The sequence below is a fragment of the Gelidimonas denitrificans genome (assembly GCF_055694065.1).
On the sequence record NZ_CM146350.1, the window covers coordinates 2,438,008 to 2,453,545 of the forward strand.

Sequence of the window (15,538 nt, forward strand, 5' to 3'; positions counted from 1 at the left end):
AACAGGCGCTAATCATTAAAACTACTAATCGGGAATGTATAACTATTATTCTAAACAGGGAGTCCGCCTCTCACCATTCGCAAGAAGTCGGACTCCCACACGTAGTACGAACTACTCCCTAGTCCTTTATGACTAGTTTCGCCAGACTACCTTTTTAGTGCGTTACTGCTATTAGCAGGGCATTTCTGCATTCTTGCGAGAATAAAACCACCAGGTGACAACCAAGCAGGTAACGTAAAAGCCGATGAAGCACCATAACGCCGCATCTGGCCCGCCCGTCAGTGCAATCGAGGTGCCGTAACTTTTCGGTATGAAAAATGCACCGTAGGCAGCAATCGCCGAAGTGAAGCCCAGTACTGCAGCACCTTCTTTGTTGGCGTCCACAATTGCCTGAGCTTGCGCTACCGCGTCCTTGCCTGCTTCACGCTGACGCTCGGTCAGGAAAATCACTGGAATCATGCGAAAAGTCGATGCGTTGCCTACACCAGTGCCGGCGAACAGCAGCATGAACATCCAGAAGAAACCCCAGAAATTGCCCGTGTTGCCGGCTTCTGGCAGGAAGTTGATAACCCCGATTACGGCACCGATCATGACAATGAAAGTCCAGAACGTGACCCTTGCGCCGCCCAACTTATCTGAAATCCAGCCGCCTGCAACACGGGTTAATGCGCCAACCAATGGGCCAAGAAAGGCATATTGCAACGGATTTACATCGGGAAACTGGGTCTTTATCAACAAAGGAAAACCCGCCGAATATCCGATGAAAGATCCGAAAGTGCCGACATACAGCCAGCACATCAGCCAGTTATGCTTGCGCTTGAAAATCACCGCCTGATCGGCAAAAGATGCTTTGGCAGAAGCAATATCATTCATGCCGAACCAGGCGGCCAGTGTGGTGATGACAATGAACGGCACCCAGATGAAACCGGCATTTTGCAGCCAGAACTGCTTGGTCTGGCCGGCCTTGGCCCAGACTTGCGGCTCGCCGCCCAGCCCACCGAAGACGCCGACAGTGATTACCAGGGGAACCACGAATTGCACTACCGATACGCCGAGATTGCCTAGGCCAGCATTCATGCCGAGCGCATAGCCTTTTTGTGACTTCGGGAAAAAAAAGCTGATGTTTGCCATCGAAGAAGCAAAATTGCCGCCGCCGAAACCACACAACAGAGCCAGTATCAACATGGTTGGGTAGCCGGTATTGATGTCTTGTACGGCAAAGCCGATGCCAATCGCAGGGATCAGCAACGACGCAGTAGAAATGGTGGTCCACTTACGGCCACCAAAAATAGGCACCATGAAAGAGTAAAAAATTCGCAAAGTCGCGCCGGATAAACCCGGCAAAGCAGTCAGCCAGAACAACTGATTGGTGCTGTACTTGAAGCCGATATTCGGCAGATTCACAACCACTACGCTCCATACCATCCAGACCGCGAAAGCCAATAGCAATGCCGGAACGGAAATCCATAAATTACGATTTGCGATCGAACTTCCCTGGCTTTTCCAGAAGCTTTTTTCTTCCGGCTCCCAGCGATCAATGACATGAGTACTCATCTTTTTCTCCTGATTCAATATTAAGGAACGCGCGCCAAGGTAGCGCCAGCCACCCTGGGCTTAATTACGCTGAATTACGCTTAATTACTATTTATGCCGCGAGAGCGACGCTCTTCTTGCTCGGCTCTTGCTGCGGCTTGAACGAAAAATACATCCAGACCAGCGACACGCACACCGTCCCGTACAACAACATGAACGTACTGGAACGCACACCTGTCAGATCGACTAACGCGCCGAACATGATCGGCAGGAAGAAGCCGCCCAAACCGCCAGCCAGGCCAACAACGCCAGAGACGGCACCGATGTTGTGGGTAAAATCGTCACCGATAAATTTGAAAACGGATGCCTTGCCGATCGCCATTGCGACGCCGACGATGAACAGCAGAATGGTGAACATCGTTGATGACAGGCCAATATGAAAATTCACATCGCCGGTAACGGTCTTAATGACCAGATTCGTTTGCGGATAAGACAACAGGAAGAAGCAAACCCAGCACACCCACATCACCGCCCAAGTAACCTTGTGAGCGCCGTATTTATCGGAAATCCAGCCACCCATCGCACGCAGCACACCGCCCGGCAACGAGAAGCAGGCTGCCAGCAATGCCGCCAGCTTCAGATCAAAACCATATTCGGATACGTAGTACTTGGTCATCCACAGCGCCAGACCGACATAACCGCCGAACACCACCGAGTAATACTGGCAATAACGCCAAACGCGCGGGTCTTTCAGCATCTTCAGCTGATCCGAAAACGAGACGTTTGCGCTGACCTGATGCGACTTGTCCGTATAGGAAAAAAACCAGAACAACAGTGCGGTAATGAATATAGCTACGGCGTATACTTTGGGCAACATTTGCCAGCCGAATCCAGCGATAATCGCCGGAGCCACAAATTTGGTCAGCGCAGCCCCTGAGTTTCCGGCACCGAACACGCCCATCGCCAAGCCTTTGCGCTCCGAACTAAACCAGCGTGCAACATAGGGTGTACCGACCGAAAATGAGCCGCCTACCAGCCCGACAAATAGCCCCAGCACCAGAAAATGCCAATATTCTGTGGCGTAGCTGATCAGGTAAATCGGTGCTACGCAGATCATCATCAGCCAGAAGAAAACCACGCGGCCACCGAAGCGATCGGTCCAGATGCCAAGCGGCACGCGCACTAACGAACCCGTAAGCACGGGAGTAGCAGCCAACAATCCGAACTGGGTTTCATTGAGCCCCAGTTGTGCCTTGAGCGGAATGCCCAAGACTGCGAACATCATCCACACTGCAAAGCACATAGTGAATGCGAAAGTACTGCTAACTAGTACAGAAAGCTGCTTATTCTTGATTTCCACGATACCCCTCCATAGACGCACAATCCAACACACCAAGCTTATGGGTTGCATCGCTAAAGGGCTACTCGTCGAAGGGTTATTCCGGCAAGGCAATCTGCCTAAGCGGCCTCTCCGGAGTATCTAGCCAGTCGTGCCACGTTATAGGTCAAAAGAGGTAGGAAGAGGATGACAGCTTGCTACACATTGCTGCAATGTGTAGCAGCCGTGGGAAAATAGGCGAAAATCAACAAGGGACTTTTTTTCTATTCTGTGCGCAGATCATTTTTTAGCATCGAAACCATCGAAACTGAAACTGCGTAATCTTCAGACACGCTATTTCGACAAATCGGTTTTTGATAGAATCTCCCCCACTCTGTAAAAATGCGTCAAAAATCATGAATAAACCCAAAATTAAACCTCAGGATTTCCTCTCCAAGCTCGCTTTATTCAATGAAATGGGGCCGCAGGAATTGGATCGCATCGCAAGTGGCACCTCAGAAATGCATGTGCAGCGCGGAGAAACGCTGTTTCAACGCGGCGACGTCTGCACCGGCTTTCACACCGTTATCTATGGACAGGTCAAGCTTGCATTTACTTCTTCGCAAGGCAGCGAAAAAATAGTCGAAATTATTGGCCCCGGCCATAGTTTTGGCGAGGCTATTATGTTCATGGATAAGCCCTATATCGTTGCCGCCCAAGCATTGGCTGACACTCTACTGCTGCATATCTCCAAGTCAGCGGTACTGGCAGAACTGGAACGGGACCCGCTGTTCGCGCGCAAAATGCTAGCCGGCCTGAGTCGGCGTTTGCATGGTTTGATTTGTGATGTGGAAGCGTATTCCTTATACTCCGGCACCCAGCGTGTTATCGGTTATTTACTGCAGCACGGTGCAGATGCAGATACGCAGGTCAATGGGCAGGAAATTGTATTGCCGTTTAGCAAGGCGGTGCTGGCATCCAGGCTCAATCTGACACCCGAACATTTTTCGCGCATTCTGCATGACTTGTCAGAAAACCAGCTGATTAACGTCAGCGGAAAAAATATTACCATTCTGAATATCGAGAAACTGCGCAACTATGAGGGATAGCAGCCCGAAGGATAAAAACGAGGCATAGCAGCGGGTTTATTTCGTCGCAAGACCATGCGCTGCATGCAGTTTAATGCGTCGATACATGCGTGTTGCGCTAATCATATTTACAAGCAGCCAGCATGAAGACACGGCAAAAGAAAGTCCTGCGACATGCGTCAAAACACCCGGCCACTGCACCGCTGCCAGCAATATTAGCAGCGCTGCCAGATGGGAAAAAAATTGTTTGGTAGTCAGGCTATCAGGCAAGACCTGCTTCACGTTGGGCACAATTCCACGCTGTTTTATTGTGCTTTGCAAGTGGTACCACACCAAAAATGGCACAATCTTGTAGAGCATGCCGTTGATTACCGAGTAAGCAAATCCGACAATAAATAGCACACCCAAAAACAGTGCATACGAAGGAGCGACTGTAATCTGCGGCATCAAGCGCCCGGCAATCCAGAGTACGGCGCAGACAATTAAACTCGCCATGCCGGTACGCCAGAACATGACAGCAACATCCGGCTTGGGACGTTTCCTGAACCATAACAAGTACAGAGTTGTCAGTCCGAACAGCATGAATCCGAGCGCAACAAGAATTGACATTGCGGCATTCCAGCCATTGGCCTGCTGCTGCGCCAGCACATCGACAGCCGACCAAACCAGCAATAGCAGAAACAGCACTGGCGCCAGCCAACGCGTCAAATAAGGTGGATACAGCGGCGTCACCTGAAACATCGGCACCACCTGATAGGCGACCCCGACTACCAGCAAGCCGACCCATCCAAGCAGGCCCCAACGGGCATGCAAATTCGTCAACTCAATCAGCGGCAGCCCAAGCGTCCAAGCAAACGCGCTGGCAAGCGTTGCGCCCAGTATGACTGTACCAAGCAGTGCTATGAGCGCCAGGCGAATTGCCCAAAGCGTGGCGCTGGCATCGGGTACCCGCCACAGGCCAACCACACTCGCACCCAGAAGCCATAGAAAAGCTGAACCAAGAAAGAGCAGCGCCAGTTTAAAGAGTAGCGGTTGTGCCAGTAAAAAGGCGCTGGCCAATGTGGCAGTGCCGACTGCCAATAAGAAATGTACGATCCCGGCTGACAACTCCGCACGCGGCAGGTGGATGCCTGCCACTACGGGCAGAATCTGAACCAAGGCTCCGATCATCGCAGTGACCAGAAATCCAAGCGCCAACAAATGCGTCAATGCCAGCGTCAAAGGAGACCAACGGGATTCCAGTGCCTGTGGGCCATACCAAATAAGCAAAAAGGAAGCAAGGATTGCAAACGCGGGTGCCGTCAAAAAAAAACGCAACGGGACTGACAGTGGTGGTGCTTGATCAAACGATAAAATACGCTGCATCAGACCTTGTGCCAAATCAGTATTTCGTAGAGATAATCCGGACGGGTGTGGGTCTCGTGCGCAAAGCCATTGTTATCAAGAATACGATACAGCGGACGTGGCTCGCGGTCGATCACCATACGCAAACGCTGACCCGGAGCCATCAACGAAATCGCATCGAGTACGCGCTCCATGGGCTCGGGCGGCTCAAGTCCGCAGACGTTTAATTCGATCTCATTATTCACGGCTTCAGTCAGCCTTATCCAGAGACGCAATCACGCTATCAATGTGATCCATGGCATCTATGATTTCATGACACTTGGAAGAAAGTGCCCTGTCAGTCATTGGATACAACATGCTTTCTTCTTTCATATTATGCTGCTGCAGCATGATATTCAGCGTTTCCGCATAACCGAAAAAATTCGACGCATGCCGCTCTGCTATGGCGTCGTCCATCTGCTCCATCAGCTCCAGCATTTGTTTATGCTCGGTACGCATGACGCTAGTCGGACCATTCGTGTTGCCAGTTGCATTTTCAAAGGCTGGAAAAAGTATCGCTTCTTCCATCGTCAAGTGGTGCAACTGTGCTTCGCTGAAATGCTGAAATGCAGCTTTCGCCTGCTCCCAATTGCCCTGATCGACACTATGTTCGGTTGCCGCAAACAGTTGATCGCAACGTTTATGATCAGTACCCAAGTATTCACTAATCGTTTTCATGATATGTACCCAAGTGGACGATAGGTCATTCTCACATCAAGCCTTGCCCCATCTCATTGATCTATATTAAGGATTTATAGGCTTATGGCAGTCTAGAATAACCAGGCTGATACGGAATTCCCATTCGCATGGCCATCCTGCCCTACGCCATATTCAACATCAACCAGGTGTATTTTGCAGATAGCTTTTAAAGCATGCGCAAATCACACTAATTTTAACCATACTCCTCTAACTCTAAGAATATGGCAGAAGTGCTCAGGGCTGATGAAACACGTCGAACGTGGCTCTCGCCGCCAGTATAACGGGATCGTCATCGTGGTTTTAACCGGTTGCAGCGCGAATAACCGCCCTGCCTTAAATCAATATTAAATCAGTCTTTATCAAGTAGCAGTGCCTGTTCGAATTATTCGTGCAGGCCGGCAACAACAAGGATTATTGTGCTGCAGATTGCATTACCACACCCTTTACGCAAATTTAAACTCAAAGATACATTGTTGCTGCCGATCATCCAGGGCGGCATGGGCGTCGGCATCTCGGCGCACCGCTTGGCGGGCACCGTGGCAAAGCTCGGTGCAGTCGGCACTATTTCCAGCGTCGACCTGCGCCGTCACCATCCGGATCTGATGGCGCAAACCCACCTTTCGCGCGACAAGGCATTGATCGATAGCGCCAACCTGATTGCGCTGGATCGGGAAATCAAAGCGGCGCGCGTGCTGGCCGATGGCCGTGGCATGCTCGCCGTCAACGTCATGCGCGCGGTGTCCGAATATGCATCCTCGGTGCGCCAGGCATGCGCCAGTGGCATCGACGCATTAGTAGTAGGCGCCGGTTTGCCGCTGGATTTGCCGGAACTGACCGCACACTACCCCAAGGTCGCGCTGATTCCAATTCTGTCAGACGTGCGCGGCATCGCGCTGATACTGAAAAAATGGATGCGCAAAAATCGTTTGCCCGACGCCATCGTGATTGAAAACCCGCGTTATGCAGGCGGACATCTGGGCGCGGCAAATCCGCAAGAGGTAGCCGATCCGCATTTCGCCTTCTCTACCGTGCTCGAAGGCACGCTGGAATTATTCAAGCAGCTTGGTCTTGAGCGCGAACGCATTCCCTTGATTGTTGCCGGCGGCATCAATAGCCACCAGGAAGTGCGCGAGCTATCCGCTCTGGGCGCGAGCGCAGTCCAGCTCGGCACGCCGTTTGCCGTGACAGCGGAAGGCGACGCCCATCCCAACTTCAAGAAGGTTCTGGTAGAAGCCCGGCCGGAGGATATCGTGACTTTCGTCAGTAACACCGGGCTGCCGGCGCGCGCGGTACGCACGCCGTGGCTGGCCAACTATCTGGACAAGGAAGCGAAGCTAAAAAACATCGCCAAGGTCAAGCCCTGCACGGTGGGCTTTGAATGCCTGGTCCAGTGCGGCTGGCGCGACGGTATCGCCAAAGCCGGCCAGTTTTGCATCGACACCCAGCTCGCTTTCGCCATGAACGGCGACATCAAGCGCGGTCTGTTTTTCCGTGGCTCTGAAGAATTGCCCTTCGGTAGTGCGATCAGATCGGTACAAGAACTGATGCAGTACATGCTCACAGGACAAAGGCCAGCCGATCTGAAGACCCAATCGCTGGAACAGCATCTGCTGCCAACTTGACCCGCATCGTGCCGTCAATACGCATTCACGCCACCGCTAAATTGCCACTTATTTGCCACTGACACATACACCATGACGAATACATCCGTTGATACCTTGCCCGAAAATGAAGCGGCAACCGCTGCTACAGAAAAAATGGAATTGGTCTGCCCTGCCGGCAGTTTGCCGGCGCTTAAAGCCGCTGTCGACAACGGTGCCGATTGCGTCTATCTGGGTTTTCGCGATGCCACAAATGCGCGCAACTTTGCCGGCCTGAATTTTGACGATGTCACCATCGCCACCGGCATTCGTTACGCGCATGACCGGGGTTGCAAAGTGTTGCTTGCACTGAATACCTATCCGCAGGCGTCAGGCTGGCAGAAATGGCGCACCGCAATTGACCGCGCCGCCCATGCCGGCGTTGACGCCGTAATTCTGGCCGACCCAGGATTGATGCAATACGCGGTATCGCATCATCCAAACTTGCGCCTGCATCTTTCGGTGCAAGGTTCTGCCACCAATTTTGAAGCGATCAATTTCTATTACGAGCACTTTGGCATAGCCCGCGTGGTGCTGCCGCGGGTGCTGTCGCTGGCACAAGTGGAACAAGTGAGCAAGAAAACTCCGGTCGAAATTGAAGTGTTCGGCTTCGGCAGTTTGTGCGTAATGGTGGAAGGCCGCTGCGCGCTATCGTCTTATGTCACCGGCGAAGCGCCGAACACGCACGGCGTCTGTTCGCCAGCCAAATCGGTGCGCTGGCAACAAACTCCAGTTGGACTAGAGTCGCGCCTGAATGGGGTGCTGATTGACCGTTACGCAGATGGCGAAAACGCCGGTTATCCAACCCTGTGCAAAGGCCGCTTCGATGTCCGCGGCGAAAACTACTACGCGATTGAAGAACCCACCAGCTTGAACACGCTGGAATTATTGCCGCAATTAATGCGCATGGGCGTAAGTGCAATCAAGATCGAAGGGCGCCAGCGCAGCCCTGCTTACACCGCACAGGTAACCAAAGTTTGGCGCGAAGCAATCGATAGCTGCCGCGAAAACCTGCAGCGCTATTCGGTAAAGCCGATCTGGATGACGGATCTGGACAAGGTGGCCGAAGGGCAACAACACACATTGGGGGCGTACCACCGCCCTTGGAAATAATTCCATTTCTACATCAACCGTGCACTTTGCCGGCTTCGCCAGTCGTACTTACTGTACTGACGTACTGCCTTCGCGTTCACGATTGATAGTGAAAAGGAATAACTGCACAGGAGAATGCATTTTGAAACTTGCTTTAGGTCCGATACTGTATTACTGGGGCCGCGATGATGTATTCAAGTTCTATGAAACCATCGCCAACTCCGCCGTCGATATCGTCTATCTGGGCGAAACGGTGTGTTCGCGCCGCCATGAATTGCGCCTGTCCGATTGGCTGACCATTGCCGAACGCCTGCGGGCTGCCGGCAAAGAAGTGGTGCTATCGACGCTGGTATTGATCGAGTCCGGCGCAGACACCGCCACCTTGCGCAAGATCACTGAAAATGGCGCATTCACAGTCGAGGCCAACGATATGGGCGCGGTGCATTGTCTGAGCGCAAAAACGCCTTTCATTGCCGGGCAGCACCTTAATTTATATAACCCCCCTTCGCTTGAACTTGTGGCCGGTCTGGGTGCCAAACGCTGGGTAATGCCGCTTGAAATGAACCGCGATGATCTGGCGCAGATGCAGGCCGGCAGGCCGGCTGGAATGGAAACCGAAGTATTCGCTTACGGCCGCATGCCGCTGGCATTCTCGGCGCGCTGCTTTACCGCACGCCACCACAACCTGCCGAAAGACAATTGTCAATTCGTCTGCATGGATTATGCAGACGGACTCATGCTGCAAACCCGCGAGAGCAAAGATTTTCTGGTACTCAACGGCATCCAGACCCAATCCGCACTGGTCTACAATTTGATCAATGAACTGACGCAGATGCGCGACTTGGGAGTAGACGTGGTGCGCATTAGCCCGCAATCCCAGCGCACCGAGGAAATCATCAAGCTATTCCATGCGGTGCTGGCGCAACAGGCGTCACCGACTGAGGCGATGGAAACGATGCGTACAATAATGCCGGATCAACCCTGCAACGGTTACTGGTATGGAAAACCGGGTCTGGAATTGCTGGTCGCATAATCATGAATGGAAGAACGGCTCGACTCCTCTTGAAATCGTGACCTGCGCTTCAGTTCGTGCGCAGCAGATTTTTAGAGGAGCTTTAGCTTTATGTATTACGTTGATTACGGTGAAAAATTCAACAGCATCAGCCATTTGATCGGCGCGGTGTTGGCTGCGATCGGGTCAGTGCTGCTGATTGTGCTGGCCGCGCGTCTGGGCGACCCGTGGAAAATCGTCAGCTTCAGCATCTATGGCGCCATGCTGCTGACCCTGTATGTCGGCTCCACCCTGTACCACAGCGCGCGCGGGCCGGCCAAGGATGTGCTGCGCAAGTTCGATCACTGCGCGATTTACCTGTTGATTGCCGGCACCTATACCCCTTTTGTGCTGGTGACGCTGCGCGGCGCTTGGGGCTGGTCCTTGTTCGGCGCGGTATGGGGCCTGGCAGTGCTGGGAATTGTGCAGGAAATCTGGTTCGCCAAAGGGGCGCGCCTGTTGTCGCTGGTGATTTACGTTCTGATGGGATGGTTGGCGCTGGTCGCGATTATGCCGCTGATATCGGCGCTGACCATGGCAGGATTTGCCTGGCTGGCGGCAGGCGGTTTGCTGTATACGATTGGCATTATTTTTTATGTGTACGACACAAAAATACGCCATGGACATGGCGTCTGGCACCTGTTCGTTCTGGGCGGCAGCGCCTGCCATTACTTTGCCGTATTGCTTTACGTAGTATAAAAATTGGGAGTACTCATGCATCAAAGCCGTTATGTGATACCACAACAAGTGGGCAAATTGCTGTCGCTGCTGCCCGCTTATCCGGGCTCGTTCTTATTCGTCACCGCGCTCAATCTGGCGCTTTTAAAGAACTTGCCGGCCGATGTGCGAGAGTCGCTTGTCGATAAAAAAATGCGCATCACGGTGCGCGATGCGCAATTGTCATTCGACTTTCAATGGATGCACAAGAGCTTTTCTGCCTGCCGCAACATGGGCGAAGCCGACCTGACCATCAGCGCCAGTGCGCACGATTTTCTGTTGCTGGCGCAGCGCCAGGAAGATCCCGACACTCTGTTTTTCAGCAGACGGCTTTCGATGGAAGGCGACACCGAGCTGGGTTTGCTGATGAAAAACACCATCGATGCGATTGAACTGCCGGTTTTTCACCTGAGCCAGTTGTCCCCAGAAAACGTACTGGCGCGCATGAAGGCGAAACTGAAAGCGTGATTTTAGGCTGCAATAGCAGTGCAGGTTTTTAGAATTTCTGAAGGGAAGGATTGTTCTCATGCGTGCGAAAGATGCCGCAAAAAATACTGATTTACCGCTGGTCTATTCGTGCTCCGGCTGTTCGAGCGCGGCGCAACTGGCCAATCACGTCGCCTTGCAACTCGATAGACGCGGCGTGGCCGAAATGTCGTGCATCGCCGGTATCGGTGGCGACGTGCCGTACTTGCTGAAAATTGCACAATCCGGGCGCCGCATTATCGCGCTCGACGGTTGCGCGCTGGCCTGCGTCAGGCATTGCCTGTCGCGGCACGACATCGTGCCGGACAATTATCACCAATTGCAAGAATACGGCGTCAAAAAACGCCTTCATGAAGATTTTGACCCGGTGCAGGCAGAGACCGTAATCGACCGCGTGGTGGCGGGTCTGAAGCCCTAATTAACTGTTGTTATGAATTTGTCCGCGGAAAAAGAGGAACAGTGCATAACATCAGCTACCAAGGCGCATATACTCCCTATTAAATTTTTTAAAATACGCAATTTTCCGCATTATTTCATTGCGCATATCAATAATACCTATTGCAGTATATTAATTAAGCGCAATCAAAGGCACAAAAGATTGTTCTTCTCTGAACAGGCGCAACAGGACGTCTCTATCGGCGCAGATGTGCAAAGCGATTTTGCATTACCCGATAATCGCTGCCTGCCGGGTCAGCGCCACACCCACGATGTAGGCAAATACCAGCAGTGCGCTGATAAACGCAGCCACCCGAACCGACTTGGTTTTGCCGCGTTTTAACGCGATGGTGCCGAGTCCAATATAGGCCACCAATGCGATGACTTTGGCCGTCAGCCAGTTCTGCACAAACGGATACTGGCCGCTCCAGAACACCATGATCAGCGCGCTGGTGAGCAGCAAGCTGTCGATGACATGCGGCGCAATCCTGACCCAGCGCCGCTGCAGGATTGGCGAATCCACTAACATCCAAAGCCCGCGCAACAAAAAAAAACTACCGCTGAGTGCGGCGCAAGTGACATGGAAGTGTTTAAGGGCAAGGTAAATCATGGGGAGGGAATATCTCGATTTTTCCGATTTCAGAAGAGTCGCTACGCGCAGATGAGAGTCCAGGCACAGATACGCAAGCCCTGTCGGCAGGGCTTTGCTGGTTAATTATGAATCCGTGAATCTCTTAATCCGGTAAACCCTGGCGGAACACCAGAACCGGGATCGTCGAATGTGCCAGCACTTTTTGCGTTTCGCTGCCGACAAACAATCTGCTCAATCCTTTGCGCCCATGCGAAGCCATGAAAATAACGTCGCAATTGTGTTTGATGGCAACGCTGATGATTTCTTCATGCGGGCTGAACGATTGGCGCACGTAAGTTTCACACGGGACATTCGCAGCTTGTGCCGCATCCGCTATTTTCCGGACGTGCATTTGCGCCATTTCGTGCATTTTTTCTTCATAGCTATTCGCGTCCACCGTAATCGAACCGTCGGTCAACGGCGTGTATGGGTAGGGTTCGGCTACCGACAAGCCGATAATTTTTCCACCAGTGGACTGCGCGAATTCGATCGCCGCATTTATTGCCTGATCGGACAAGGATGAACCATCCGTTGGCACGAGAATCGTCTTGAACATATTCTTACCTTCCCTGTTATGACTTCGATTATGCAGGCGCATTGAGTTAACAATCACGCCCTGCTTTGGCTACGCGTTAGTGTAAATCAAACGCACTACAGCAGCCAAGCGGTACCATTTTTAAATGCAGGCAGACAGGCCAGCTGGCAAGCTATCGATTAGCCCGTCACCTGAAAATCAATGACGATTTCACCCGGCTCACGCGATACATAGGCAATCTTGACGCCAGCACCATAATGTCCGTTGATTTGCGCCAGTAGCGGCAGTGGGTCATGATCGTTACAAAAGCGCATGGTTTCTCCCGGTTGCAAGGCTTCCAGCGCACCAAAAATCGCTGCGTGCCGAAAACGCTTGGCGACGCCGCGTGCATCAAACGGATAAATTCCCTGGGCTATGGTTGGGTGCGAACAATCGTGGGCCATGATAAAACTCCTAGTAAAACAATGAATAAAAAAATACTGGAACAGACCGACAAAGCATCGGCCTGCTCGGGACTGGAACGATCAACCCTTGATCGGACGCACTACTGACACTGTTTGCTCCTGAGCGCGTCTGGCTTCGGTGAGTAATCGCACCGCAAAAAATGCCAGGAAAAACACCCCTATCGAAAACACGATATCGCCAGGCACCCGCATCCATACGAATGTTTCCATCAGATGCGAATGCACTACTTCGGCCGAACGTGCGTACCACACGCCCTGGGTAATGCTGGCCCAGGCTTGATAGATACCTGACGGCACCAGTGAGATGAACACCATCATGCCAAGGCCGATATTGAGCGACCAGAACATCGGCTGTAACAGCTTGTCGGACCAGGCGACCCGATCCGACAGGCCGCGCAGACAGAATAGCAGCAAGCCGATGCCCAGCATTCCATATACGCCGAACAATGCGGCATGGCCATGGGCCGCAGTCAGCTTCATCCCTTGCATGTAATACAGTGCGATGGGCGTATTGACCGCAAAACCCAACAAACCCGCGCCGATCCCATTCCAGAAACCCACGGCAATGAAGCACAGGATCGGCCATTTGTAGGTTTGCACCCAGGGCGCAGCCTTGGAGCGCTGATAGTTGCGATATGCCTCAACGCCTATCATTGCCAACGGTACCACTTCCAGCGCCGAGAACATCGAGCCGATAGCGATCACCGAAGTCGGGGTGCCGGTAAAGTACAGATGATGCAGCGTACCCAGTATGCCGGCGAACAGAAACACGATGGTTTCCAGCACGATTGCAGTATTTGCGGTGGCCGCATGAATCAATCCAAGACGCGTGTAGCAATTGGCCAGCTGGAATCAGCCAAGGCCGTGCTGCAGGACGTCGTCACCGTATCCCCGCACGCGATCCGGCGCTTACACAAACTGGGCGAAATCGCACTGGAAACGGGCGACGCCGAGACTGCCGAGCGCAGTCTGCGGCAAGTCATCAGCAAAGCGCGTTATTCGGACTTCCGCGACCCGGAAGATCACGCGCGTCTGGTGCAGAGCTTGCTCAAGAAGGGCGATACGGTGCAGGCTACCGCGGTCATCCGCGATCTTGACAAATCCATGGGTGGCTTGAATAAAACGGCAGTCTGCCGGGCAATATCTAGTGCGATGGTGTACTCCCACACCGGTGATGAAGCGCGCGTCGCACAGGCGTTGGGTGAAGCCGTCAGTGCCTGTCGCGATAGCATCGGCATGTCGAGCAATCTCAAAATTGAACTGGTGCGCAGTTGCCTGGAAAGCAAGCTGGAAGACGGTGCCTCGGAAGTGATGCTCAATGTAATGAGCAACGCGCCGAGTGGCCCGGTGCTGGAAAAGGCGATGCGCGTCTTTGAGCAGGCCGGACGGAAAGAGATGGCTGAAAAACTGTTGCAGGACAGCCGCCGCCAGGTCATCGAATTGGCGGCAGCCGGCGCGGAGAAAGCCAAACACGGAGATTATCGTGGCGCAGTGGCATTCATGTTGGAGGCTATTGACAAATTGCCCGACAATCCGCAGGTTGTTTTCAATGCCGCGTTGGCAGCACTTAAATGTCTGGATAACTTGGGCTGGGAGAATGCACTTGGCCAACAGGCACATTCCCAGATCGAGCGGGCGCGAATCCTGGATCCGGCTAACCCTCGGCTGGCACCACTGACCAGCCTTTATCACGACATGCTGAAAAAATATGGCATACGGCCTGGTCGCAGTGCGGAAGCGCCAATATCGGCCGCATAAGCGCGTAATGCGGCAGCCAACTTACAATATTCGCATGTGGAAATGTTTTCGTGTAAGTCTCCAATCCGCATTGTCAAGGCTTGCGCAAAGAAGCTTATCGCCAGTTTAATTGGTGTTTCCAAGTTTGGATGCCAATAACATATATAATAAATACTGCATTATGCATGTTATGTAGCATCACCCTTTAACAGGCTTGGATCCAGCAATGAGATTAACTGCTTATACCGACTACACATTACGCACCCTGATGCACTTGGGCCTGAATCGGGATAAGTTGGTAACGATTCAGGATATAGCCAATATTCACGGCATATCCAAGAATCATTTGATGAAGGTAGTGCATCAACTGGGCCTGACCGGGATGGTGGAAACCGTACGCGGGCGTAACGGCGGACTGCGGCTCAACAGAGAGCCGGCAGATATCAATATTGGGGAAGTGGTACGCAACACTGAAACCGATTTTTTCATGGCTGAATGTTTTTCACCCGGAAATTTCCAGTGCAGCTATGCCGCAGATTGCACACTAAAAGGCGTGTTGCATGCTGCTACGGCAGCGTATCTGGAGGTGCTTGATGGCGTCACACTTGAAAATTTAATCAAAAAAGATAGCCGCTACGCCAGCCAAGTCTGCGTGGCAAGTCAAACTACTACCAAGCTCAAATCGATACGCATCTACCCGGCCAAGTCAGAGGCCTGAGAGCGACTTTG

Annotated in this window: 17 protein-coding genes and 1 pseudogene; 9 read left to right on the forward strand and 9 right to left on the reverse strand. The window is 52.6% G+C overall.

The genetic code is table 11. The features are described from left to right. Nucleotides 1-171 precede the first annotated feature (171 nt). Nucleotides 172-1,554: a NarK family nitrate/nitrite MFS transporter gene (locus tag FKCLFG_RS11360; RefSeq protein WP_472613204.1), complete on the reverse strand. Its 1,383-nt coding sequence runs from the start codon at nt 1,552-1,554 to the stop codon at nt 172-174. A gap of 91 nt (nt 1,555-1,645) precedes the next feature. After that, nucleotides 1,646-2,836, reverse strand: a complete 1,191-nt coding sequence (locus tag FKCLFG_RS11365; protein ID WP_472613205.1) for an MFS transporter — start codon at nt 2,834-2,836, stop codon at nt 1,646-1,648. A 431-nt stretch (nt 2,837-3,267) separates the two neighbouring features. Here FKCLFG_RS11365 and FKCLFG_RS11370 point away from each other — a divergent pair, with 431 nt between their 5' ends. Further along, nucleotides 3,268-3,960, forward strand: a complete 693-nt coding sequence (locus FKCLFG_RS11370) for a Crp/Fnr family transcriptional regulator (protein WP_472613206.1) — start codon at nt 3,268-3,270, stop codon at nt 3,958-3,960. 36 nt (nt 3,961-3,996) lie between these two features. On the opposite strand, the gene FKCLFG_RS11375 is transcribed toward FKCLFG_RS11370, so the two are convergent. The 3 genes from FKCLFG_RS11375 to FKCLFG_RS11385 all read right to left on the reverse strand — a co-directional run bounded on the left by FKCLFG_RS11375 (nt 3,997) and on the right by FKCLFG_RS11385 (nt 6,000). Then, nucleotides 3,997-5,208 (reverse strand): hypothetical protein, encoded by a 1,212-nt coding sequence (locus FKCLFG_RS11375; RefSeq protein WP_472613207.1) that lies wholly within the window; start codon nt 5,206-5,208, stop codon nt 3,997-3,999. A 95-nt stretch (nt 5,209-5,303) separates the two neighbouring features. Further along, nucleotides 5,304-5,528: a DUF2249 domain-containing protein gene (locus tag FKCLFG_RS11380; protein WP_472613208.1), complete on the reverse strand. Its 225-nt coding sequence runs from the start codon at nt 5,526-5,528 to the stop codon at nt 5,304-5,306. A 4-nt stretch (nt 5,529-5,532) separates the two neighbouring features. Next, on the reverse strand, nt 5,533-6,000 hold the full coding sequence (locus FKCLFG_RS11385) for a hemerythrin domain-containing protein (RefSeq protein WP_472613209.1): 468 nt from the start codon (nt 5,998-6,000) through the stop codon (nt 5,533-5,535). Nucleotides 6,001-6,431: 431 nt separating this feature from the next. Here FKCLFG_RS11385 and FKCLFG_RS11390 point away from each other — a divergent pair, with 431 nt between their 5' ends. The 6 genes from FKCLFG_RS11390 (at nt 6,432) to FKCLFG_RS11415 (ending at nt 11,425) form a co-directional block, all read left to right on the forward strand. Next, a complete protein-coding gene (locus tag FKCLFG_RS11390; protein ID WP_472615842.1) occupies nt 6,432-7,643 on the forward strand; it encodes an NAD(P)H-dependent flavin oxidoreductase in 1,212 nt (403 codons plus the stop codon). A gap of 135 nt (nt 7,644-7,778) precedes the next feature. Beyond that, nucleotides 7,779-8,774 (forward strand): ubiquinone anaerobic biosynthesis protein UbiU, encoded by a 996-nt coding sequence (gene ubiU, locus FKCLFG_RS11395; protein ID WP_472615843.1) that lies wholly within the window; start codon nt 7,779-7,781, stop codon nt 8,772-8,774. Nucleotides 8,775-8,895: 121 nt separating this feature from the next. Further along, entirely contained in the window at nt 8,896-9,786 is an 891-nt protein-coding gene (gene ubiV / locus FKCLFG_RS11400; protein WP_472613210.1) for a ubiquinone anaerobic biosynthesis protein UbiV, read from the forward strand. A gap of 90 nt (nt 9,787-9,876) precedes the next feature. Further along, on the forward strand, nt 9,877-10,503 hold the full coding sequence (gene trhA / locus FKCLFG_RS11405) for a PAQR family membrane homeostasis protein TrhA (protein WP_472613211.1): 627 nt from the start codon (nt 9,877-9,879) through the stop codon (nt 10,501-10,503). Nucleotides 10,504-10,518: 15 nt separating this feature from the next. Beyond that, complete coding sequence (gene ubiT, locus FKCLFG_RS11410) at nt 10,519-10,989, forward strand: ubiquinone anaerobic biosynthesis accessory factor UbiT (RefSeq protein WP_472613212.1); 471 nt, start codon at nt 10,519-10,521, stop codon at nt 10,987-10,989. A gap of 58 nt (nt 10,990-11,047) precedes the next feature. Beyond that, on the forward strand, nt 11,048-11,425 hold the full coding sequence (locus FKCLFG_RS11415) for a putative zinc-binding protein (RefSeq protein WP_472613213.1): 378 nt from the start codon (nt 11,048-11,050) through the stop codon (nt 11,423-11,425). Nucleotides 11,426-11,671: 246 nt separating this feature from the next. On the opposite strand, the gene FKCLFG_RS11420 is transcribed toward FKCLFG_RS11415, so the two are convergent. The 4 genes and pseudogenes from FKCLFG_RS11420 to FKCLFG_RS11435 form a co-directional block, all read right to left on the reverse strand. After that, nucleotides 11,672-12,052: a SirB2 family protein gene (locus tag FKCLFG_RS11420; RefSeq protein WP_472613214.1), complete on the reverse strand. Its 381-nt coding sequence runs from the start codon at nt 12,050-12,052 to the stop codon at nt 11,672-11,674. Nucleotides 12,053-12,176: 124 nt separating this feature from the next. Further along, on the reverse strand, nt 12,177-12,629 hold the full coding sequence (locus tag FKCLFG_RS11425; protein WP_472613215.1) for a universal stress protein: 453 nt from the start codon (nt 12,627-12,629) through the stop codon (nt 12,177-12,179). Between the two features lie 158 nt (nt 12,630-12,787). Further along, nucleotides 12,788-13,051 (reverse strand): DUF2249 domain-containing protein, encoded by a 264-nt coding sequence (locus tag FKCLFG_RS11430; protein WP_472613216.1) that lies wholly within the window; start codon nt 13,049-13,051, stop codon nt 12,788-12,790. Nucleotides 13,052-13,132: 81 nt separating this feature from the next. Beyond that, nucleotides 13,133-13,918, reverse strand: a pseudogene (locus FKCLFG_RS11435) (cbb3-type cytochrome c oxidase subunit I); the annotation flags it as partial. On the opposite strand from FKCLFG_RS11435, the gene FKCLFG_RS11440 reads away from it, so the two are divergent. Continuing rightward, nucleotides 13,883-14,830, forward strand: coding sequence for a tetratricopeptide repeat protein (locus FKCLFG_RS11440; RefSeq protein WP_472613217.1), 948 nt, complete (start codon nt 13,883-13,885; stop codon nt 14,828-14,830). The pseudogene FKCLFG_RS11435 and the gene FKCLFG_RS11440 sit on opposite strands and share 36 nt — an antisense overlap. Nucleotides 14,831-15,035: 205 nt before the next feature. After that, nucleotides 15,036-15,527: an RrF2 family transcriptional regulator gene (locus FKCLFG_RS11445; RefSeq protein WP_472613218.1), complete on the forward strand. Its 492-nt coding sequence runs from the start codon at nt 15,036-15,038 to the stop codon at nt 15,525-15,527. Nucleotides 15,528-15,538: the final 11 nt, after the last annotated feature.